This window comes from Microbacterium sp. A84 (assembly GCF_051842815.1).
GTDB lineage: Bacteria > Actinomycetota > Actinomycetes > Actinomycetales > Microbacteriaceae > Microbacterium.
The window spans coordinates 1660281-1682295 of sequence record NZ_JBPXMS010000001.1 but is presented as its reverse complement, the minus strand read 5'-3'; the positions used below and the strand labels follow the sequence as shown (position 1 = coordinate 1682295).

Sequence of the window (22015 nt, the reverse complement as noted above, 5' to 3'; positions counted from 1 at the left end):
TCGGATGATCCAGTGGATGCCTTCATCATCCAGTGAACAGGGGAGCTAGTGACTCACGGGCAGAGATTTGATGTGCTGGCGGACGCCTCCCTCGGCACTGCGTCGGTCAGTCCCACCTTGTTCGGGCTCTTCTACGAAGACCTCAACAGGGCGTGCGACGGAGGTCTCAACGCGAACGTCATCGCCAACCACAGCTTCGACGGAACATACCTCGACCGACGGCTTCACAATGAACTCATCGCCATGACGACCAAACGTCGGGGACGGGTGGCACGAGATCCGGGGCGGCACTGGCAGGTTCTGAAGGGATCGCTTGAGGTGCTGGACGTCGGAGGGATCACACCCGAGGCCAGATTTGGGCGCCTGACAATTGAGGACGGTAGAGCGGTCGTCCGTAACGGTGGGTATCAACCGACCGGTGAAAGAGGCCGCGCGGTCATTGCAGCAACCATCGGTGTCGACATGGTCTTGTCGGTGTGGCTACGCTCTCACCGCTTCTCGGGTCGCGTATCAGCGCGCCTGGTACAGCCCGACGGAACAATCGCGGGAGAAGTACCCTTCACTCTCGCCGAGGATGCTCGTGATGGCGCTTGGCAGCAGGTATCCTTTCCAATCCCTGTCTCTCGCACGGGTCGTGTGCACTTCGAGATCGAACTGGAGGGTGAAGGGCATCTCGATATCGATGAGGTGTCGCTGGTACCTGCCGACCACTGGGGAGCCGGTGATCCTCGCTGGTCGCAGGGAATCTTCCGACGCGACCTCATCGAGACCCTCGCGGCACTCAACCCGAAGTTCATGCGCTTCCCCGGCGGCTGCGTTGTGGAGGGAATGGGCGGCGACAACGCCTATGACTGGAAGTGCACTGTTGGTCCGCTTCACCAACGCCGAGCGGACTACAACCTTTGGGGCCTACGAGTTGCCGACGGCGACTACAGTCAGTCCAACCAGATCGGCTACTACGAATTCTTCCTGCTCTGCGAAGACCTCGGTATGGAGCCGATGCCGATCGTCCCCGCGGGAATCAGCTGCCAGTTCCGCAGCAGGGAGTGCATCAGACACAACGACCCCGACTTTGACCATGTTCGCCAGGACGTGCTCGACCTCATCGACTGGGCGACAGGGGATCCTGCCGATAGCTCATGGGCCGCACTGCGGGCGGAGGCTGGACATCCGGAGCCGTTCCCTCTGAAGTACCTCGGGATAGGGAACGAGAATTACGGCACGCACTATTTCGAGAACTACGCGAAGATCCGGGAAGCAGTTCGCAGCCGCAATCCTGAGATCGTCCCGATCCTCAGCGCTGGACCCTTCGCGCAGGGGAAGGCGTTTGACGCTACCTGGGAGTTCGCGAGAGGGCAAGAGGGCGCTCTCATAGTGGATGAGCACTTCTACAAGTCACCGGCCTGGTTTCTCTCTCATGCTGATCGCTACGACAAGATCGACCGAGAAGGCGCCCAGGTCTTTGTTGGCGAGTATGCCGCCAAGTCGGTCACCGCAAAAACTGAGCCAAACACTTTCGAGAGTGCGCTCGCCGAGGCGGCTTTTCTCACCGGAGTTGAGCGCAATTCCGATGTCATAGCGATGACCTCGTACGCACCCCTGCTCAACAATGTCGGTTCACGACTGTGGCCACATAACTTGATCGATTTCAACCCCGAGACTGTCATGCCAACAGTCAACTACGAGGTGCAGAGACTATTCGGGAACACTATTGGAGCGACCGTTGTCCCCGTCGTGTCAGACCCGCCGCAGGGCATTTTCGTCTCCAGCATCGCGACGTCTGACCGGCAGTACGTCAAGATCGTGAACACGACGAACTCGCCGACCGTCGCTGAACTGGTACTTCCAGCCGTCTCAGATGGAGAGTATGTCGTCACCCGGCTTTCGGCTGAGCTCGGCGCGGCGAACTCTCTGACGTTTGAGGGAGCAGGCGAGTCAGTGCTGTCACCGTCGGATGCCTTGGTGCGCGTTCGCGACGGACGAGTTCGCATCGAGGTGGTGGCTCAATCCATAGCTTCACTGGTCGCAACCAGGGCTGCGCCGATCCCCTGAGGGCGTCACGATACGCGGGCGTCTCGCGGCAAGCATCTTCACCGCAGACTTGATTGAGGCACTTGCAGAGTGAGGCGCTCGCGAGAGTCAGGATCCGTGCCCCCATTTTGCGTCAAACTGAACAAGGGCCAACCCCGCTGAGACGGGCTGAGCCCAGATTTTCCAAATCCTGAAACCGCGTAGATCCGGGGTTTCTGACTGTTTCGGGTCGAGGCAGGCCTCAGAAGATGGGGTTCAAATCCCTCCGTCTCCGCCATTAAATCCCTGGTCAGAAGCTATTTTCTAAAGACTCTGCGTCGGGTTTGCGTCAAATTGCCCACGGAATCGTCGGCCAAGAGTGTCCGTTCCGCCCGGCAAGCATGCGTGAAAGTGCTGATCACGTCGCATTTCCCTAAGGCTTGGCGCACGGAGACGGAGGGATCTTTTCCCTCGGTCTCTCACCGTCCCATTGCCTGACTCAAGAATGGATCGCGGAAGATCCATTGAGGCAGCCTGGCAACGCACGGCGGACGGAACCGAATACACCCTCTCGGTGCCAACTGGCGTCGAAGGTGTCGTTCTACTTCCGGGCGCTGAGGATCAGCGGATCGAGTCGGGTGGACGGTTTACAGCCGTGGTTGCGTGACGCCTCCGGCTCGGTCCTGAGAGCGCGTTGCCGCGAGATTGCCCAGCGCGCCCGCGAGGGCACCAAACGCTGCGGGCGGCATGTCATACAGCCCTGCTGGCAGCGGGTCCTCGACGTTCCAATCGATCCGGCGCCGCGCGAGCGCGGCATACGCGGGGTCCTGCTCTTCCAACGTCGCGAGGACAGTCGCCAATGCGTCCGCATCGTCGGCGATCTCGCGGAACGTTGATTCCAACGACGGCAATGGAAGTTCGCTGCGTCCAGTAGGCGCGGGGACCGTCCATGAGTGCGTGCCGTGGCCGACCTCAACAGCGGTTCCGTCTGGCAGGACAACTTCGGCGGTGGAGTGGACAGGCACTGTCAGTCGCAGCGCGATCGTTTTGCCTGACCGCTCCCACCCGCCGATCACTCGACCGGACGGCGTGTCGATTGTCGTCGCTGCGTGTTCGAGACCGTCAACGAGCGTCGGAGCGAAGCGAATTCGGCGGTACGCGCGTTCGATGGGGGTGACACCCGCGACCCTGCGGTGCAGCCAGTCGACGACGGCGCCGAACGCGTAATGGTTGAAGCTTGTCATCTCGCCCGGGTTAACGGATCCGTCGGGGAGCATCGAGTCCCACCGCTCCCACACCGTTGTTGCGCCCATTGTGACCGGATAGAGCCATGACGGATAGCCCGTCTGTAGCAGCAGTCGACCGGCTGTCTCAACATGACCCGTGTCCACGAGCGCGTCGAGCACGAGCGGAGTGCCCACGAACCCGGTCGCGATGTGAAACGCTGTGCGGCGGGAAACATGCGCCAGTCGATCGCCGAGTGCTCGACGCTGTCTGGGATCGGTCGAGATGCCGAAGACGAGAGCCAGCGCATATGCGGTGGGCGCATCCGCAGTCATGCGGCCGAGCGGAGTCACATACGCGGCCAAGAATGCCTGGCGCGTGCGCTCGGCGATCGCAGCGTAACGCGCGATGAACTCGGGACGCCCGACCCTGGCTGCCGTACGAGCCACGAGATCTGCGGATCGAAACAGATATGCAGTGGCGACGATGTCACCCGGCGTCTGTGCGAGGCTCGGGGCATCCGGCGGTGCCAGCGGATCGAGCCAGTCGCCGAGCTGGTTGTGGTTGGCCCAGAGACCGTCCGCGTCCAGCAGCGGAAGGATGCTGTCGACCCAAGCGCGCATGGAGTCGAACTGTCGCACAAGGACCGCTTCATCACCGAAACGGTCAGCCAGTACAGTCGGGATCACCGTCGCAGCGTCTCCCCACGCCGCCGTCGGCGCGACCGGGAATCGCAGCACATCGGGAACGACGAACGGCACGATTCCATCGCGCTTGCTCTGCTCGAAGGCGAGATCCTCCAGCCAATTCGACAGAAAACCATCGCAGTCGAAGAGCGTTGCCGCCGTCGGGGCGAAAACCTGCGCGTCTCCGGTCCAGCCCATCCGCTCATCACGCTGCGGACAATCGCTGGGCACCGAGAGGAAGTTTCCGCGCATCGACCACACGACGTTCTCGTGCAACCTGTTGAGAAGGGGAGCAGAGGAATCGAACCAGGCAGTGCGACGCATGTCTGTGTGAATCACGACGGCGACGATGGCGCGGGGATCGAGCTCGCCGGGCCACCCCGAGATCTCGGCGAAGCGGAAGCCATGGAATGTGCCCATCGGCTCGAGAACGCGATGCCCGCCGCCATCCAGAATGTACCGATCGGTAGCACTCGCACGGCGGAGCGGCCGAGTCGCGAGCTCGCCGTTCTCAAGAACCTCTGCGTGGCGCACCGTAATCTCGGTTCCCTCCGGCCCGTTCACCGAAAGACGCAGGTTGCCCACGAGATTCTGACCGAAGTCGAGTCGATAGGTGTCGGCGCTGGTGCGCTCGATTGACACCGGCGCGATGGTCTCGATCCTGCGGACGGGCTCGAACCCTCGCGCGATCGGAACAAGCGGCGTTTCAATGATCACTGCGGGTGCGTGGTCCACTGGATCGCGTCGAAGGTCAACAGTCTCACCGGCATAGATGCCCGAGTCAACGACCTGCCAGGTACCGGTCGCGTGCCACGACGCATCCGTTCCGATCACTTGTCGACGGCCGTCTGCCCAGCGCAGGTGGAGCTCGGCGGCGACAGCCGGCTGCTCTCCATACACGCGGGTGCCCTGCGGGCCGAAGCCGTACTCCTCTGTGTACCAGCCGCCCGTCAGCGCAACGCGTAGGTCGTGCGAGCCGGGGGAGAGCAACGGTAGGACGTCCATCGTGTCGTGGAGGACGCGTGAGTCGTAGCTTGTCCACCCCGGGCCCAGGACGGAATCATCGATCGACGTGTCGTCGATGGTGACGGCGGCGATGCCGAGCGCGGAGACATGCATGACCGCCGAGACAAGACCCTCGGCGACATCGATGGTGCGCGACAACAACACCGGGTGGGCCGGACGAGTGGGCGTGGCCAGGCCGATGAACGGCGCCTTCCACTCGGCGACCTGCGCGAGGCGTACGACGAGCGGTGCACTCCAATCGGATGCCTGATCGTTCGCACCCACAACTCGCAGTTCTATGGTGTGCGGGGCGTCGTCTTGCAGGGGTGCGAAAGGCCAGGTCACGAAAACATGGTCATCCCCCTCGAGATGTGCGACCTGCGCTCCATCGAGGCGGACCTGTGCTCGTGCCTGTTTCCATCCCGAAGGGGCAGAGTCGACGATCCAAGACAGGCGAGGACGATCGGTCGCGACAAACGGGGTGTCCCTACGGCGCTCCGCCGAGACGGACTCAATGTGGACGGGAGTGCTCATCGGCTTACTCCTTCTGCTTTAAGCGAGGGTGTCGCACTCCAGCCTGCGGGGTACAGCGGGGCGACGGTGTCGCCTGGCACATCTGGCCTGCTCGCCGCGATCGCCGCCATGCTGCGCGGCAGTTCGAAGGGGAGCCGCCCTTCGGGAGTAACTTGACCAGTGAGCGCATCCAATAGTGCCGCGTCGGAAGCACCATAGTCGCCAACGATCACAGTGGCGAACTCATCGAGGGTCGTCAGGATCGCCGGGCGGCTGAGCGTCACCGAGATGATCAGTGGAACAAGCGCTGCGACCGCGCGCAGCTGCTCGACCACTTCGGTGGGGAACTCCAGCGAACCCTGCTCCATCCCCGCTTCGAGGAAATACTGGTCGCGAGGCTCAAACGGCGCCGACAGGCGCGCGATCGCGACTTCAGCATTGTCCAGGTCGGTAGCGTCCCAACCTGTTGGTAGCGAGATGGGGTCGAAGCCGCGGACGTGCACGCGGAGGGGGCCGGTCAACGGCAGCGCGTTGTCGGGGCACTTCAGCACGGTGATCGCCCGCGATTGAGCGAGGAGGCCTAGCGTGACGTGCTCAGGAGCGGGGATCAGCGCGGCATCGGGCACAGATGATCCCGAATCGTCGCCGTTGAGCCGCAGCATGACATCGACGATTCGCGTCGCCGCGGCGTTGATGCGGTCTTCGCTGACAAGATCATCGTCAAGCAGACGGAGCAGCTGTGCAGTATCGCTCTCGCCGCCGAGTTGGTCGACGCCCGCGGCAAAAAGACGCGCCATCCGACCCGCGGAGTCGAGATGTTCGACGCCCCACGCGCGGGCTGGGAATGGCTTACCGAACACGTGCGCGTCGGTGATGAGACCGAAGTCACTCAGCACGACACCGGTAAAGCCCAGCTCGTCTCGAAGCAGGTCTGTGATGAGCGCCCGGTTGAATGCGAATCCGACCTCCTCGACCCGGCGACCGTTGCGAGTAAGGCCGACCGGCATACCGTAGTAGGGCATGATCGCCGCGACGCCAGCGGCGATCGCGGTGCGGAACGGAAGAAGGTGCTCGTCGAAGCGTCCGCCCGGATACACCTGCTCGCGTCCGTAAGGGAAATGTGGGTCTTCGCCGTCCTTCTGCGGGCCTCCACCGGGGAAGTGTTTGACGGTGGCCGCGACGCTCGTGCTGCCAAGTTCTGGGCCCTGGAGGCCGGCGAGGAATGCGGAAAGTAGGCGCGACGTGAGTGCGGGGTCGGCGCCGAAGCTCTGTGCCTGGCGTGCCCACCGTGCATCGGTGGCGAGGTCGACCTGTGGGTGTAACGCCATGCGAATGCCCATCGCGCGGTAATCGTCGCGTACGATCCGGGCGAACTTCTCGACCAGCTCTGGGTCATCAAGGGCACCGAGACCTATCGGTTCGGGCCACTGTGAAACACCTTCGGCGCGATGTGTCGCGCCCATATTGCTGAGGAATGAGTGACGCGGGTCACTCGAGAAGACAATGGGCAGCCGAGATCCGTGCGATACAGCGATCTCCTGCAAGCGAGCGAGCACCGCCGCAGTCTCTACCGGAGACGGGATTGAGGCAAGACAGAAATGGCGGATGCCGTGATCCTCGATCAGCTCGCGACTGGACGGTCCGAACGGCGAAGGCGCATCCGGATCGTGGTCTGCGCCGATCATGAGGATCGGGTGAAAGAGCAACCCTGCTTTCTCTTGTGCGCTCAAGCCAGCGACGACCTCGTGCGCACGAGCGCGTTGATCGGGAGCGGTCGACTGAGAATGATTCATGACTTTTCTTCCATAACGGTCATAGCGGTTGCAGATTCGATCTTCGCCGCGTGCAGAAGCGTGCGGCGGCGTGCCTGCTCTTTCGGGTCGGCCACGGGGGAGGCCAGAAGGAGGCGGCGAGTATAGGGATGTGAGGGGGTCGATGTCACAGTGTCGCCATCGCCCCACTCGACAATTTCGCCGCCGCTCATGACGGCAACCCGATGGCACAGCACCCGCACGACATTGAGATCGTGCGAGATGAAGAGATAAGCGACGCCGGTTCGCGACTGGACTTCGAGCAGGAGATCGAGGATGTGTGCCTGCGTCGTGAGGTCGAGGGCCGAGACCGGCTCGTCGCATACGATGATGCGCGGCTCGAGGGCGATGGCACGGGCGATTGCGATTCGCTGGCGCTGCCCGCCGCTGAACTCACGCGGCAGGCGGCGTGCAGCGTCCGAGGGGAGATGGACGAGATCGAGCAGGTCGCCGACGCGACGGGCCGCATCCTTCGACGACATTCCGCTTGCGCGGAGCGGCTCGGAAAGTGTGTCGCCGATTGTGAGTGACGGGCTCAGCGAAGAATAGGGATCTTGAAAGATGACCTGCAGGTCGCCTGCGAGCGCGCGTCGGCGGTTCCGTGCAGCGTGCGAGACGTCTTCACCGTCGATCATGATGGTGCCGCCCGTGACGGGCGCGAGTCCGAGAACCGCACGTCCGAGGGTCGACTTACCCGAGCCTGATTCGCCGACGAGGCCTACGGTTTCGCCGGCGCGGACATCGAGGGTCACGCCGTGGAGTACCTCGACGGGCGGACGGCGGAAGCCGCGCGCCGGGTACGCGACGCGGAGTTCGCGGACATCGAGCAGCGGCGTCGACACGTGTGATTCGCGAAGGGTCATACCGAGTCCGATCCGAGAGTGAGCGGGCCGCGGGCGGGCGCATCGTCGAGGAGCGCGGCAAACAGCCCGCGCGTGTATTCGTGCTGCGGCGAGGCGAAGACATCCGCGACCGACCCGGTCTCGACGATGCTTCCGAACCGCATCACCGACACGCGGTCGGCCAGATCTGCGACCACGCCAAAGTTGTGGGTCACGAGCAACATCGACATTCCTGTTTCCCGCTGGAGGCCGCGCAGCAGCTGGAGGATCTCAGCTTGGACCGTGACATCCAGTGCCGTCGTGGGTTCGTCGGCGATGATGATCTCGGGCTCCGAGGCGATGGCGCCCGCGATGAGGACTCGCTGGGCCATACCGCCTGAGATCTGGTGTGGGTAGGAGGCAAACGTGCGTGCCGGATCCGTGATCCCGACACGGTCGAGAAGCTCCAGCGCACGTGTGCGAGCTGCCTGTCGGGAGAGTCCGAGGACCGCGCGCATCGGCTCCACGAGCTGATGTCCGATTGTGTAGGAGGGGTCGAGGTTCGACATCGGCTCCTGCGGAATATAACCGATGCGCCGGCCGCGGACCTGCTCCATCTGACGGGCGGTGACACGGAGCAGGTCAGTGTCATTGAGCTTTATCGCGCCAGCGACGCAGGTGCCACCCTGGGGGAGGAGCCCCAGGGTCGACCATGCCGTCTGTGTTTTACCGGAACCGGATTCGCCGATTAGCGCGTGAATCTCACCACGCCCGATCGCGATCGACACGTCGTCTACGACCGTTTTCCAGCCGCTCTCGACGCGGTACGCAATCGAGAGGCCCTCGATGCTGAGCAATGGCTCAGAGTCGACGTCGTTGTGTGCGATCGCAGAGGAGGGTCGTGGCAGGGGAGCGCTCCAGGCGACGTATCGTGTCGACGTCGCGTCACCCGTTTGCTCGAGCTCGTCGCGCAACGCGGTGCCGAAAAGACTCAACGCAATACATGTCAGCGCGATGGCGAGGCTTGGCCACACCATCAGCCAAGGGGTGCGCGAGAGGTTCGTGAACCCTTCGCTCAGCATCCCTCCCCAGGTGGGCAGCGAGGGGTCTCCAACGCCCAGGAAATCCAGGCTCGCTTGGATGGCGATTGCGACGGCGAAGAGGCCGGCCGTCAGCAGGATCACCGGCGCGCGGACGGCCGTGAGGATGTGGCGCCCGACGATACGCAGGTCACTCAACCCTGATACTCGCGCGGCGTCGATGTAGAGCTCTCCGCGCACTCCTAGTACCGCGCCGTAGACGATGCGGTAGTAAGAGGGCGCCAGCACGATGCCGAAGATCGCCATGATCAGCCAGATCGACGGACCGATCACCGAGCGTGCTGCGAGCAAGACCACGATCGCAGGCAGAGAGAGGATCGTGCCAGCGAGCCAGCTGGCGACGCCGTCAAACCAGCCGCCTCGGTACCCCGCGATGAGGCCGCCTGTGACCCCGAGTGCAGCGGCGACAGCGACGGCGATAGTTGCCCCGAGAAGACTCGTCGAGCTCGCGTGGATAAGTCGGGAGAATACGTCCCTTCCGGCGCTGTCGCCACCGAGCAGATGTTCGGGGCTGGGTGGCGCGAGCACGAGGGGGAGCGAAGACGAATCGGCGGAGTAGGGGGCGAGCATTGGGCCGAAAATTGCTACGGCAAGCAGCAGAAAGAGGTAGACCGAAGAGACCGCGCCCAGCGGGTTGCGCAAGAGGCGACGGCCGAGCGATCGGTGCGCGGGAGCTGCAGCAGAGTTTGTCACGACAGACGCACCTTCGGGTTGAGCCATCCCTGCAGAAGGTCGACGGCGAGATTGATCAGGAGCACGATAAGTGCGGTCATGACGAGCAATCCCATGACGAGCGGGATGTCGCCCTGGAGCGTCGCCGAGACGGCGGTCTGACCGAGCCCGGGCAGGGAGAACACCTGCTCGACAACGACGGCACCGCCGAAGAGGACGATGAACTGGATGCCGAGGACGCTGAGTGCCGGACCCGAGGCGTTCCGGAGGACGTGCCGGTATACGACGGCGCGGTGCGGGATGCCGCGAGCTCGCAGCGTTCGCACGTAGTCCATGCGTTGTGCGTCCACCATCGAGCCGCGCACCTGTTGCGCGACGCTGGCGATGGCGCCAATCGACAGGGCGATGACGGGAAGAATGATCGTGGAGAGCCAACCTGCGATCGATGTTTCGGGGCGGATGTACCCCGTCGCGGGCACCCAGCGCAGCCCGATGGCGATGGTGAGGACGAGGACCAACGCGACGAGGAAACCGGGAATCGCGGACGCGACGACAGAGGCGATTTGGATGCTCCGATCGGCCCAGCCGCGGCGGGTGGCGGCAATAACGCCGATGACAGTGCCCACCACCGCGGTCACGAGGATCGCACCGATGGTGAGCGAGAGTGTGACGGGGAGGCGGCTCATGAGGGCGTCAGCGACCGGCTGCCCGGAGAACCAGGAACGGCCGAGATCGCCGGTGAGGGCCCCGCTCGCCCAATCGATGAACTGAATGATAAGCGGGCGATCGAGTCCCAGCTCTTGTTCCTTGCGTGCGACGATCTCGGGGTCGGCGGTCGCGCCCACGATTCGTCGGGCGACGCCTGCGGCACCGAGGTACAGCAGGAAGAACCCGAGCACGCAGATGCTCGCCACGGTCAAAATGCCAGCGACGAGGCGGCGAAGAATGAAGATCAGCATTGGTGGTGCCCGTTCCGGGACCGTTTTTGACCGGCCCCGGAACGGTTCTTCCTATCTCACTCGGAGGGGTGGATGTTCCACAGGTACGGCATCGCGTTGTCGGCCTGAACGACCGCTTTGGTGCCCTCCGCTGTCAGGAAAGCGGAGGATGGCCGATAGATCGGCGCAAACCATGCCTGATCGACGATGTACTCGTTGAGTTCCTTGGCCGCCGCATCCGCGTCTGCCTCGTCGCCCGAGCGCACAACCTCGGCGAGCTCGATGACCGTCGGATCGCCGCCATGGAACACATTCCACGCCGATTCGGGAAGCATCGAGAACTGGATCGTCTGCCACGATGTCGGGTCGGTCTGCAGGAGGAACGGGAACGCCGCCCACGTGCCGCCGAGCATCTGTCCGAACAAGTCGTCGCCGGTCGTCTGCCATTCGACGTGGAAGCCGCCGGCTGCCAGCTGCTCCTTGTAGATCGCGAACTCAGACTCCGGGACGAAGTTGTTGCTCGGCATGACCAGGTCGACGCCGTCGGGGTATCCGGCTTCGGTGAGAAGCGACTTCGCCTTCTCGGGATCGAAGGGATAGGCGTCATTGAGAGCGTCATCGTAGGCGGACGACTGGACACTGAACACCTGGGTAGTCGGTGTGCCCAATCCGCCGGTGAGCGCCTGAAGCAGCCCTTCTCGGTCGAGTGCGTAGTTGAATGCCTGACGGACACGGACATCACCCAGGGCAGGGTTGAGCTGGCCGGCACGGTCGACTAGCAGGAATCCGCTCCAGTTCTGTTCGTATGTCAGTGCGGTGAATCCGGCGGCTTCCGCTTCGGGAATCTGCGTCGGACTCTGCGCGTTGGTCGCATCCACCTGGCCGCCCTTGACAGCGTTCATCAGCGCCGTCGGATCACCGTAGAAGCTCATCTCGATCGAGTCGTAGTGAGCCGACTCGGAGTCCCAGTAGTCGGGATTCGCATCGAACACCCACGTGGATCCGACGACGGTGTCCTGCTCGTCAAGCAGGTACGGGCCGCTTCCGATCGGCGTCGTCTGCGCATCCGGCGAGTCGAACATCGCCGCGCTGCCGACGAGGCCGGCGTTCTGGCTCAGGTACACCGGGAGTGCGGGATCGGGAGCGCCGAGCGTGATGACGAGCGTCGTGTCATCCGGCGCTTGCGCCGACGTCATTCCGGCGAGGAAAGACGCATTCTCGCTCGTGCCGTCACGGAAACGTGTCAGGTTTTCGGCTGCAACCTGCGCGGTGAGCGCCGTGCCGTCGGAGAACTCCACGTCGTCGCGGAGGGTGAGCGTGAGAATCGTTCGCGACTCGTCCCATTCCCACGAGGTGGCAAGCCCCGCCACGATCGTGCCGTCGGGGTCTGTCCGCAGCAGCGTGTCATAGACAGCCTGCAGGTACGGTGACTGATTGGCCCAGGATGCTTCCCAGGGGGCGAACGATGCCAACTGCGTGACGACTCCCAGGCGGAGCGTCGTCGGCTCGTCGCTAGCTGCCGGCGCCTGCGCTGAGCAGCCTGTTGCAACAAGCGCGGTGACGAGTCCGCCGATGGCAACGGCGCGCATGATTTTGGTGCGGTGCATCTTTGCACGTCCTCTCGGAACGATCGGTGTATCGGCACGAAACTGTGGCGACGACGAAAAGCTAGCACGAAAACCTTAAGGAGTGAAAGTTTTAACTTGCGAAAGGTTTTGATAGCTTGGCTGGATGCCACGCAGACCGGGCCCACGCGGCGAGTATGCCAAGACCCCGAAGCGGCGCGAGGAGATTCTCGACGCCGCGTTCGGGGTGTTTGCGCGCTACGGATATCTGAACAGCTCGATGAGCGAGATTGCCAAGCGTGCGGGGATGACACTGCCTGGTGTGACTCATCACTTTCCGACGAAGCCTGGTCTCCTTGAGGCTGTCCTGCAACAACGCGATCTCGACGCTGTGCGTCACCTCGAAGGAAGGCGCGGTGTCGAACTTCTCCGTGGCCTGCTCGCGATTGCCGAGCGAGACCAGGATGACCGTGGCCTCACTCAGCTGTTCGCAATCCTCGCCGCAGAAGCGACGGCTGATGATCACCCAGCGCACGTGTACTTCCGCGAACGCTACGAGCTGATTCTGGGCACGGTGCGTGGCGCGTTCGAAGAGGCCGCGGAACATGGCGACGTGCGCGAGGGGATCACTCCGGCAGAGGCCGCGCAGACCTACGTCGCCCTCTCCGATGGACTTCAGCTCCAGCGTCTTTACGGGGTCGGTCACGAGAGTCAACTCGCGGTGACTCGCCGGTTCCTGGATAGCGTTCTCACGGTGGTCATCAACGACGTGAACTGAGTCCACACACGGCTCAGTCTGATGGGACATCTTGCGCGGCCCGCAGAAAGATCGAGCGCATCCAGACGTGTTCCGGATCGAAGTCATGCACCGGATGCCACCACAGCGCATTCACCACGGCGGTCACATCGAACGGCGGCTCGAGAACGCTGATTCCTCCCAGCGCCTTGACTTCCCGGGCGAGCCCGGCCTGCACCAGCGCGAGGCGGTTCGTTCCTTTGACGAAATGTGGGAGTGCGAGAAAGCTCTCCACGACAGCATCCACTCTCGGCTCCAGGCCGAGGTTCTGCATCTGGCGGGTCGCCGCGGTGAAGGCTGACCGCGAACGATAGGTGAAGACCCAGGGGGATGACTCGAGTATCTCCATCGTGAGCTCGCCGATCGTCGCGGCGTGGCCCTCGTCCGCGATGATGACCCATCGGTCGCGCCACAGGTCAGCAAACGGGATCTCGGTGAGGTGGCCGTGCGGAATGATCATCGCATCCACCGAGCGAAGCGCGATCGCTGCATCGTCGACGATCGCCGGGTTGTGCAGGATGAATCGAAACCGCACGTCGGGCGCGACGTCCTTGGCGAGCCGAGAGGCGGCTGCGCCGATGGTCGCGAAGCCGTAGTCGGATCCGTAGATTGTGAATTCCCGTGTGGAGGACTCGGGGGTCCATTCGGCCTGACTCTCGAATACGCGCCGTGCCGCATCCAGCGCGATTGCAGTGTGGTCGGAGAGGCGTATGGCAAGCGCGGTCAGCTCGTAAGAGTTGCCTCGCCGAGCGAGGATTTCGTCACCGAAGTGCGTTCGCAGACGGGCGAGTGAAGCACTGAGAGCGGGCTGACTGAGATGTAGGCGTTCCGCGGCGCGCGTCACGCTGCGCTCGGAAAGGAGAGCGTCGAGAGCGACCAGCAAATTCAGGTCTAGACGGGACAGTGGTGGTCGAGTGGACACGTCGGCGTGATCCTCTCCATTGGTCGGGATGGCTCATTGTATCGACAGGGTATAAAGCGCATTGATAGTGCGGATAAAGAAGTGCCGCTTACCTGATCGTTGCTTGTCGGCTCAGATGGGAAAGAACGAAGGAGTTCATTCATGACGACGTCGTCTGCAGCCGCTCTCTCCCTCACAGATGTCGGTGTCGGGTTCCGCGGCGTGCGCGCCCTGGACGCGGTCACGTTTGATATTCCCGCCGGTGGTGTGAGCGCGGTGATCGGCCCGAATGGGGCGGGGAAGACGACGCTGTTCAACTGCGTGAGCGGCATCTACCGCCATGACGGAAGTATTGCTCTGGCCGGGCGTCCCCTCGACGGCCTCCGCGCGTTCCGACGGGCCGAAGCAGGTATCGCCCGAACATTCCAAACGCCGGCGCTCCTGGACGATGTCGATGTGATGACCAACGTCATGTTGGGGACGTACACGCGCACGAATGCCGGGCTGATGGGTCATCTTTGGCTTAGTCCTCGGAGTCGTCGCGACGAGGCTGCCGCCAAGGAGTGGTCGTCGGAAATCATCGAGCGGGTCGGGCTGCGTGAATACGCTTCTACACCGGTGGGGGCACTCGCCCATGGTGATCGACGTCGCGTCGAGATTGCGCGAGCCCTCGTCGCAAGACCCACATTGCTCATGCTCGACGAGCCAGCTGCTGGCCTGAGTGAAAGTGAGGCCAATGCGCTCATGGACCTGATCGTCGAGCACGGACGGGAAACAGGGATGACGTGCGTGCTCGTCGAGCACGACGTCGCGCTGGTCATGAGGTATGCCACGACGATCGCCGTCCTGGATGCCGGGCGCGTGCTTGCGTGTGGAGCGGCTGCGGACATCCGGAAGAATCCTGCGGTGATCGCGGCATATCTCGGCAGCGACGCCGACGTGGACGCGGCATGAGTCTGCTCGAGCTGCGCGGCGTGACAGCCGCCTACGGAAAAGTGGAAGTCCTTCACGGCATCGATCTTGCAATCGAAGAAGGCAGCATCGTTGCGCTGCTCGGCCCGAACGGGGCAGGAAAGACGTCGCTGCTTCGCGCGATCAGCAGAACGGTCGCTGTTGGTGGCGCGCGTAGTTTCGACGGCGTCGACCTGGCACGGTTGCGTACCGCGCAGATTGCAAAGCTCGGCATCGGGCACGTCCCTGAGGGGCGGGGGACATTCGCCGACTTCACGGTGGAGGAGAATCTCCAGCTCGGCATTACGGCCCGCCCACGCGGGCGACGTTCCGCGGCGGACGCCGATCTGCAACGTGTGTTCCGCAGCTTCCCCGTCCTCGAACAGTTCCGCAAGCGCCCCGCTGGCGCTCTTTCGGGTGGGCAGGCGCAGATGCTTGCTGTCGCGCGTGCGCTCCTGGCCCGGCCTCGTCTTCTGCTGGTTGACGAGCCCTCGCTTGGGCTCGCTCCGCTCACGACGAAAGAGCTGTTTGCGCAGTTCGTCTCGCTACGCGACGAATGGGAATTGACCATCCTGCTGGCCGAGCAGAACGCGCGACTGTCGCTGGCTGTCGCCGACCGGGCAGTGTTGCTGAGCCGGGGGCGTGTCGTTCATGACGGCCCTGCGGCCGATTACCGCTCCACAGTCGCTCTCGATGAGCACTACTTCGGCGGCTCGAAGCCACAGGAGAACGCATCATGATCGAGTTTCTTCAGATTTCCCTTGATGGGTTGACGACCGGAGTCGTGTTCGCCGCGCTCGCGCTTGCCCTGAGCGTCATTTTCCAGGGCACGGGCATGCTGAATCTCTCACAGGGTGAACTGGCGGTTCTCGCTGCGTACCTTGCCTACACAGCCCTCATGTGGGGGTGGTCCGTGTGGGTGGCGATTCCTTTCGCGATCGTCGCGGCGGGCGCAATTGGTGCCGTGCTCTACTTTTTCGTCGTGCGGTGGGTGGATCAACGCAACCAGACTGCGCTCACCACGCTCGGGGTGACCCTGCTTCTTGGCCTCAATGCCGTTGTCAGCATGATTTGGGGCACGGATCCGCGCAATTTCCCGAATCCATTCGGCTCGGGGATGCTGCAGTTTGGCGGACTGCGTCTGCCAGCCAGCAAGTCGGTGGTGTCCTTCTCGTCAGCGTGGCCATGGGAATTATGGTGCTCGTGTTCACTCGCACCACATTTGGGCTACGCCTCAGGGCGGTCGCGCAGAACCAGTCATCGGCGGCTCTGCTCGGCTTATCTGCCGGGCTGTGGCTGGCGCTCGGCTGGGCGGTCTCCTGCGCAGTGGGAACAGTCGCCGGTGTGGTGGCGGCGCCGACGCTCGGACTATCCCCTGCCATGATGACCGTCCCGTTGCTGATGGCCCTGGCGGCGACGAACCTCGGAGGAATCAACAGTCGCGTCGGCGTGGTCGTCGGCGGGCTGTTGGTCGGATTGCTCTCGGCCATAGGCGGCCGGTACATCCCTGGGCTGGGCGGAGATCTGAACGTTCTCCTCGCATTCGGTGTGGCGATCGTTGTCGTTTTGATCAAGCCTGCCGGACTGTTCGGTCGGGAAAGCACGGTGCGAGCATGAGGGTTCAGATGCAGAGGTGGATTCCGCGGTCCATCGCGGGGATCGCGATCGTGGCTGCACTCGTCACACCCTTCGTGGTCAGCGACTACGACCTCTTCGCAATGAGTCGCGTGCTCGCCATCGGTATCGGCGTCATCAGCCTTAATCTGCTGATGGGTTTCTCCGGTCAGATCAGCCTCGGGCAGGGTGCGATCTTCGGAATCGGCGGCTACGTGGCGATGATGTCGGTGCGGTTTCTCGACTGGCATGTGTCCCTAGCGCTCCTTGCTGCCCTCGTGGTTTGCGCGGGCGTTGGTGCACTGATCGGGCTGCCAGGGGTTCGTCTTGGTGGCTTCAATCTCGGTCTGCTCACGATCGTTATCGCCGCACTATTTCCGATCCTGCTTTATCGTTTCTCGGATGTCACCGGGGGACAGGCAGGTATCACGCTCAGTGCCGCGGGTATCACCTCCCCGACAGGTGCGCTCACCGACGCCCAATGGCTGTACTTGGTCGTGCTGATCGCGCTGCTGCTGTGCATCGGCGGTCTGCGGAACATGGTGTCCAGACGGATCGGACGATCCCTTGCTGCGGTGCGGGCTAATCCGATTCTCGCCGCAGCGATGGGTATCGACGCAGACCGGCTTAAGTTCACTGTGTTTGTGATCAGTGCGGCTCTTGCCGGACTTGGTGGAGCGCTCTTCGCGTTTGTCCTCGGGTTGGTCGTTCCAGAGTCATACCCACTCGTCTTCTCCATCACTCTGCTGGTGGCGTCGGTCGTTGGGGGAAGCCGGTCCTGGTGGGGTGCGATCGTAGGTGCCGCGATCATCGTGTACCTGCCCACATGGTTCAGCGCCGCAGTCCCTGGTGATGCCTCGGCATACCTGGCACAACTGATCTTCGCCGTCGTTCTGGGACTCTGCATCATCGTCGCGCCGGGTGGTATCAGCGGCCTGACTTCCCGACTTTTCAACGCGCTCCTGCGCCGCACGGTTCCCGATCGCGCGGCTTCCGCACCCTCACACAGCCCACGAAAGGAACATCAATGAAGAATTCCATGAACCGGGGCGCAGTCGCCTCGGTTGTGCTCGTCGGTATCGCCGCGCTCGTCCTTACTGCCTGCACCGCGCGAGGCGCCGGCGCGGAACAGCCAGGCGATGCGGGCGGCGATGATGCGACGCCGATCGTCGTCGGAGTGAGCTGGCCGCAGAGCGGTCCACTGGGGGCAGTCGCGCCGGGCCTTGCTGGCATCGAGACGTACATCGAGCAGACGAACGCGAATGGCGGCATCGATGGTCATCCGATCGAGCTCGTGACTGCCGATGATGCGTACGACCCCGCCCGGTTGGTCGAGAATGAGCGCAAGTTTGTCGAGAAGGACGGCGCGGTCCTCGTCGTGAACTTCGGCGGGATATCCATCGCCGGCCGAGACTACCTCAATCAGAAGGGCGTCGCGGGCATTTCGCTCGCAGGCAACAGCCCACTGAGTGACATTGAGAACTTCCCGCTGCAACGGGCATTCTGGCCCGACGTCGCGTGGGAAGGGCATCTCCAGGCCGACTGGTTGCAGGCTGAAAAGCCGGACGCGGTCGTAGGGTACGTCGGCTTCAACAATGACCTCAGCGAGAGCCAACTCGCAGGTCTTGCTACCGGCGGCGTTGTCCCCGTGGAGACCGCCCTGGTCGCGCCGGGCACCGCTGACCTGAGTGCTCAGGTCAGCGAATTTCAGGCTTCAGGTGTCGATACGCTGATCATCAATATCGGGGCTCCGACGGTAGGAGCGGTCCTCGCCTACATCGACCAGATCGGTTGGTCGCCGACCGTGCTTCTGGGCTCTACCACCTCCGATTTCACGACGGCCATTAACCAGGCCGGCCCAGCAGCGGTTGACGGGGCGTACGCCTTCAAATGGTTCAAGGACCCCTCCGACCCCCAGTTCGCCAAGAATGCCGAGTATCTCGAGTATGTGAAGGCGATGACTGAGGCAGGCCACGAAGCCGATATCGCCGACGCTCTCGCGATGAACGGATACGGTTTGGGCGCTGCGATCGTCGCTGCGCTGGAGCAGGCGGAGTCCTACGACAGCGCGGGCATCATCACCGCGTGGGACTCATTCTCCGATCTGGACAATCCGATGCTGCTGGAGGGGCTCGTCTTTGACTCCGGCCCGTTCGGGCGCATCGCGTTCCAGTTCCAGTTCAGCAAGTTTGACGGCACCAGCTGGGTGCCCGAGGGATCTGTCGTCGACGTGCGAGATGAAGGCATCGTCGAATAGCCGCGCAGCGAGGCGGACGTTAGCAAATGATCGCGGCGTTCGCCTCGCGAGCTATATAAATGAAACTGATTTTGCGGATCATCACATTCAGCTTCCTTGATGACAGCGATCGAGCGAGGCTGGACGCACGGGGAAGATCCCGCAGGCATTTTGAAAGGATCAAAGATGATCAAGTTACTCTCCCACCTCTCGTATGTGGCGGTCACCTCCCCGGACGTTGAGGCGTCCGTGAAGTTCTATGAAGATCAAGTCGGGCTCACCGTCGTAGACCGCGTCGATGGTGCGGTATACCTGCGCTGCTGGGGTGACTACTACGCCTACTCCGTAGTTGTTGTCCCCGGGAAGGAGCCGTCGCTCGAGACGATGGCCTGGCGCACAACGAGCGCTGAGGCGCTGGACGAAGCAGCCAAGCGCGTCGACGCTGCCGGCATCGTAGGCGAGTGGCTTGATGATGTTCCGCACATCGGTCGTGCCTACCGCTTCACCGGCCCGTGGGGCCACTCAATGACGTTGCACTGGGACGTCACACGTCACCAGGCACCCGGTCACATCGCCTCGATCTACCCCGATCGCCCCGAGAAGCGCAGCAAGGTCGCGGGTGCACCTCGCCAGCTCGACCACGTCACGATCGCGACCAGCGACGTCGACGCATTCGCTGCCTGGTACGACGAGGTACTCGGATTCCGGATCATGGCCAAGACGATTCTGGATGAAGCGCCCATCTCGGTGTTCTCGGTGCTGACGACCAACGAGAAGTCGCATGACCTGGGCGTCGTGCTCGACGGGTCGACGCGCGCCGGGCGGATCAACCACTATGCCTTCTGGGTCGACACTCGAGAAGAGCTTCTTATCGCCGCAGATGTTCTGATAGAGAACGGCTACCCCATCGAGTACGGCCCGTCCATCCACGGTATTGGGGAGCAAACGTTCCTCTACTACCGCGAGCCCTCCAGCCTGCGCATCGAACTGAACACTGGCGGCTACCGAAACTACGTGCCCGACTGGGAGCCCAACACCTGGAAGCCCTCGCTGGGATCGAACAACTTCTACCGCAATGGCGCCATGCCGATGTCGATGACGGAGTCGTTCCCTGCAGCTGACGGACCCAGCGCGACTGAGGAGGGCGTCCCCGATGAGATCAAGGATGCGCTGTTCAACCCCTACGCCAAGCAGGGGCGGGGCTGATGGCTCTCGACGTGCCCTTCGCGCTTGCCCGATTCCGCAGCGGAGCCGATGTGCTCCTCGGCCTGGTGGCGGGCGAACGCATCCGTCCGCTGGACGCCGACGACCTCGGCGCCGCCGATCTCAATGGCTTTCTCTCTGCACCGGACTGGGACCGACTCGCTGCCCTCGCCGAGGTGGATGGTGATGGGTGGTTGCAGCTGTCCGGCGTGACACTGACCGCACCGGTGCAGCCACGTCAGGTATTGCAGGCCGGTGCGAACTATCGAGAGCACGTGATCGAACTGGTCGCGGCGGGCCTCACACAAAACTCCGATCGCACGCCAGAGGAGGCGCGCGAGTTTGCCGCCAAGATGATGGATGACCGCGCAGCCAACGGTGAGCCGTACTTCTTTATCGGCCTCCCCGCCTGTGTGGTCGGCGATGATGTGCCGCTCACCCTGCCTGCGTACAGCGATGTCCACGACTGGGAACTCGAGTTGGCGGTCGTCATCGGGCGTGAAGCTTTCCAGGTGAGTCGAGAGGATGCCCTCGATCACGTGGCCGGCTACACGATCGTCAACGACGTCACTACGCGCGATCTCGTGTTCCGCAAGGACATGAAAGAGATCGGCACCGACTGGTACCGCGCGAAGAACGCGCCAGGATTCCTGCCGACCGGTCCGTTCTTGGTCCCCGCACCGTTCGTCGACGGGGGGAACCTCAGCGTGCAGCTCGAGCTGAATGGTCAGGCGATGCAGAACGGGTCGACCAGCGACCTGCTCTTCGACATCGCCGCACTCATCTCGGGTGCAAGCGAGACGATGCCATTACTTCCCGGCGACATGCTGCTGACCGGGAGCCCTTCGGGAAACGGCCAGCATTGGAAGAGATTCCTGCGTGACGGGGACGTCATGACGGGGACAATCAGTGGACTGGGAACGCAGGTTGTGCGCTGCGTGGGAACGGAACTGGCATGACGACGCCATCGGAGAACCCCACTGATATCGATCGCACGAACCCCGAAGCGGAGATTGCGGTCCGCGCCGAGGCGTTTCGCAATTGGGGGCGCTGGGGGGAAGACGACGTCCTCGGCACCCTCAACTTCATCGACAAGGCGAAGCGGATCGAGGCTGCGGCACTCGTGCGCGACGGGGTGTCCATCTCGTTGGCGCAATCATTTGATACCGATGGCCCGCAGAGAGGTTGGCGGCGGCGCACCAACCCCGTGCACACGATGACCGACACTGGGGTGGATGCCGAGCGTGGCAACCAGGGCTTCCCGCACGGCATCGGCGGCGCGGATGACGTCATCTCGATGCCGCTTCAATGCTCGACGCAGTGGGACGGGCTCGGGCACATCTTCGACCACGGAGTCGCGTGGAACGGACGACGTGCCGGCGACGTCGTCACGAGCGAGGGCGACCTCGTCACTGGCATTGAACACGCAGCATCCGTTATCGTCTCGCGCGGGGTGCTGCTCGATCTCGGTCGACACCTCGATTCCGAGTCCGGGGAACTGCCCGACGGATACGCGATCAGCGCCGCGGAGCTCGACGCGTGCGCCGCTGCAGAGGGCGTCACCATCGGTCGGGGTGACATCGTGCTCGTGCGCACAGGCCGTCTCGCTCGCGCTCGCCGCGAAGGCTGGGGTGAGTATGCCGGTGGCCCGGCCGCAGGTCTCTCGCTCACCACTGCCGCATGGTTGCATCGCACGGAAATCGCTGCGATCGCCACCGATACCTGGGGCTTCGAGGTGCGTCCGAACGAGTTCGACGTGGCGTCATTTCAACCACTGCACCAGGTGGTCATCCCCAACATTGGACTGACGATCGGTGAAATGTGGGACCTCGACGCGCTCGCCAAGTCTTGCGCGGAACGCGGCCGATGGGACTTCCTGCTGTCGGCACCGCCGCTGCCCATCACCGGAGCCGTCGGCTCGCCCATCAACCCTGTCGCAGTCTTCTAAACGCCCGCACCTACGAGAACA

Annotated in this window: 18 protein-coding genes and 1 pseudogene; 12 read left to right on the top strand and 7 right to left on the bottom strand. The window is 63.3% G+C overall.

Annotation, left to right across the window (positions count from 1 at the left end):
• The first annotated feature begins 48 nt into the window (after positions 1–48).
• The gene (locus ACSU04_RS08100; RefSeq protein ID WP_439289028.1) at positions 49–2052 is read left to right on the top strand and encodes an alpha-L-arabinofuranosidase C-terminal domain-containing protein; all 2004 of its coding nucleotides are present in this window, start codon (positions 49–51) and stop codon (positions 2050–2052) included.
• 463 nt (positions 2053–2515) lie between these two features.
• Entirely contained in the window at positions 2516–2677 is a 162-nt protein-coding gene (locus tag ACSU04_RS08095; RefSeq protein ID WP_439281634.1) for an alpha-L-rhamnosidase C-terminal domain-containing protein, read from the top strand.
• Here the strand turns inward: ACSU04_RS08095 and ACSU04_RS08090 are convergent.
• Genes ACSU04_RS08090 through ACSU04_RS08065 form a run of 6 tightly spaced genes read right to left on the bottom strand, consistent with a single transcriptional unit; the run spans position 2658 to position 12387 of the window.
• Positions 2658–5459, bottom strand: a complete 2802-nt coding sequence (locus tag ACSU04_RS08090) for a family 78 glycoside hydrolase catalytic domain (protein WP_439289027.1) — start codon at positions 5457–5459, stop codon at positions 2658–2660. The two genes, ACSU04_RS08095 and ACSU04_RS08090, sit on opposite strands and share 20 nt — an antisense overlap.
• On the bottom strand, positions 5456–7231 hold the full coding sequence (locus ACSU04_RS08085) for a glycoside hydrolase family 3 protein (protein ID WP_439281632.1): 1776 nt from the start codon (positions 7229–7231) through the stop codon (positions 5456–5458). Before ACSU04_RS08085 ends, ACSU04_RS08090 begins: the two co-directional genes overlap by 4 nt.
• On the bottom strand, positions 7228–8112 hold the full coding sequence (locus tag ACSU04_RS08080) for an ATP-binding cassette domain-containing protein (protein ID WP_439289026.1): 885 nt from the start codon (positions 8110–8112) through the stop codon (positions 7228–7230). The genes ACSU04_RS08085 and ACSU04_RS08080 overlap by 4 nt, the downstream gene beginning before the upstream one ends.
• Positions 8109–9863, bottom strand: a complete 1755-nt coding sequence (locus tag ACSU04_RS08075) for an ATP-binding cassette domain-containing protein (protein ID WP_439281630.1) — start codon at positions 9861–9863, stop codon at positions 8109–8111. Before ACSU04_RS08075 ends, ACSU04_RS08080 begins: the two co-directional genes overlap by 4 nt.
• Positions 9860–10801: an ABC transporter permease gene (locus ACSU04_RS08070; RefSeq protein ID WP_439281629.1), complete on the bottom strand. Its 942-nt coding sequence runs from the start codon at positions 10799–10801 to the stop codon at positions 9860–9862. Before ACSU04_RS08070 ends, ACSU04_RS08075 begins: the two co-directional genes overlap by 4 nt.
• 56 nt (positions 10802–10857) lie before the next feature.
• Positions 10858–12387, bottom strand: coding sequence for an ABC transporter substrate-binding protein (locus tag ACSU04_RS08065; protein ID WP_439281628.1), 1530 nt, complete (start codon positions 12385–12387; stop codon positions 10858–10860).
• A gap of 124 nt (positions 12388–12511) precedes the next feature.
• On the opposite strand from ACSU04_RS08065, the gene ACSU04_RS08060 reads away from it, so the two are divergent.
• Positions 12512–13123, top strand: coding sequence for a TetR family transcriptional regulator (locus tag ACSU04_RS08060; RefSeq protein WP_439281627.1), 612 nt, complete (start codon positions 12512–12514; stop codon positions 13121–13123).
• Positions 13124–13136: 13 nt separating this feature from the next.
• On the opposite strand, the gene ACSU04_RS08055 is transcribed toward ACSU04_RS08060, so the two are convergent.
• The gene (locus ACSU04_RS08055) at positions 13137–14063 is read right to left on the bottom strand and encodes a LysR family transcriptional regulator (RefSeq protein WP_439281626.1); all 927 of its coding nucleotides are present in this window, start codon (positions 14061–14063) and stop codon (positions 13137–13139) included.
• A 141-nt stretch (positions 14064–14204) separates the two neighbouring features.
• On the opposite strand from ACSU04_RS08055, the gene ACSU04_RS08050 reads away from it, so the two are divergent.
• From ACSU04_RS08050 to ACSU04_RS08010, 9 genes and pseudogenes are all read left to right on the top strand, one after another.
• Positions 14205–14996: an ABC transporter ATP-binding protein gene (locus tag ACSU04_RS08050; protein WP_439281625.1), complete on the top strand. Its 792-nt coding sequence runs from the start codon at positions 14205–14207 to the stop codon at positions 14994–14996.
• On the top strand, positions 14993–15733 hold the full coding sequence (locus ACSU04_RS08045; protein WP_439281624.1) for an ABC transporter ATP-binding protein: 741 nt from the start codon (positions 14993–14995) through the stop codon (positions 15731–15733). Before ACSU04_RS08050 ends, ACSU04_RS08045 begins: the two co-directional genes overlap by 4 nt.
• Positions 15730–16074 (top strand): annotated as a pseudogene (locus ACSU04_RS08040) (ABC transporter permease subunit); the annotation flags it as partial. The gene ACSU04_RS08045 and the pseudogene ACSU04_RS08040, both read left to right, overlap by 4 nt.
• Before the next feature lie 104 nt (positions 16075–16178).
• Positions 16179–16610, top strand: a complete 432-nt coding sequence (locus ACSU04_RS08035; protein ID WP_439289025.1) for an ABC transporter permease subunit — start codon at positions 16179–16181, stop codon at positions 16608–16610.
• A 50-nt stretch (positions 16611–16660) separates the two neighbouring features.
• A complete protein-coding gene (locus tag ACSU04_RS08030) occupies positions 16661–17638 on the top strand; it encodes a branched-chain amino acid ABC transporter permease (RefSeq protein WP_439289024.1) in 978 nt (325 codons plus the stop codon).
• Positions 17635–18864, top strand: a complete 1230-nt coding sequence (locus tag ACSU04_RS08025; RefSeq protein ID WP_439289023.1) for an ABC transporter substrate-binding protein — start codon at positions 17635–17637, stop codon at positions 18862–18864. Before ACSU04_RS08030 ends, ACSU04_RS08025 begins: the two co-directional genes overlap by 4 nt.
• A gap of 165 nt (positions 18865–19029) precedes the next feature.
• Positions 19030–20049 carry a VOC family protein gene (locus tag ACSU04_RS08020; RefSeq protein ID WP_439281620.1) on the top strand — a complete coding sequence of 340 codons (1020 nt, stop codon included), beginning with the start codon at positions 19030–19032 and terminating at the stop codon, positions 20047–20049.
• Positions 20049–21005, top strand: coding sequence for a fumarylacetoacetate hydrolase family protein (locus ACSU04_RS08015; protein WP_439281619.1), 957 nt, complete (start codon positions 20049–20051; stop codon positions 21003–21005). The genes ACSU04_RS08020 and ACSU04_RS08015 overlap by 1 nt, the downstream gene beginning before the upstream one ends.
• Positions 21002–21994 carry a cyclase family protein gene (locus tag ACSU04_RS08010; RefSeq protein ID WP_439281618.1) on the top strand — a complete coding sequence of 331 codons (993 nt, stop codon included), beginning with the start codon at positions 21002–21004 and terminating at the stop codon, positions 21992–21994. The genes ACSU04_RS08015 and ACSU04_RS08010 overlap by 4 nt, the downstream gene beginning before the upstream one ends.
• Positions 21995–22015 lie beyond the last annotated feature (21 nt).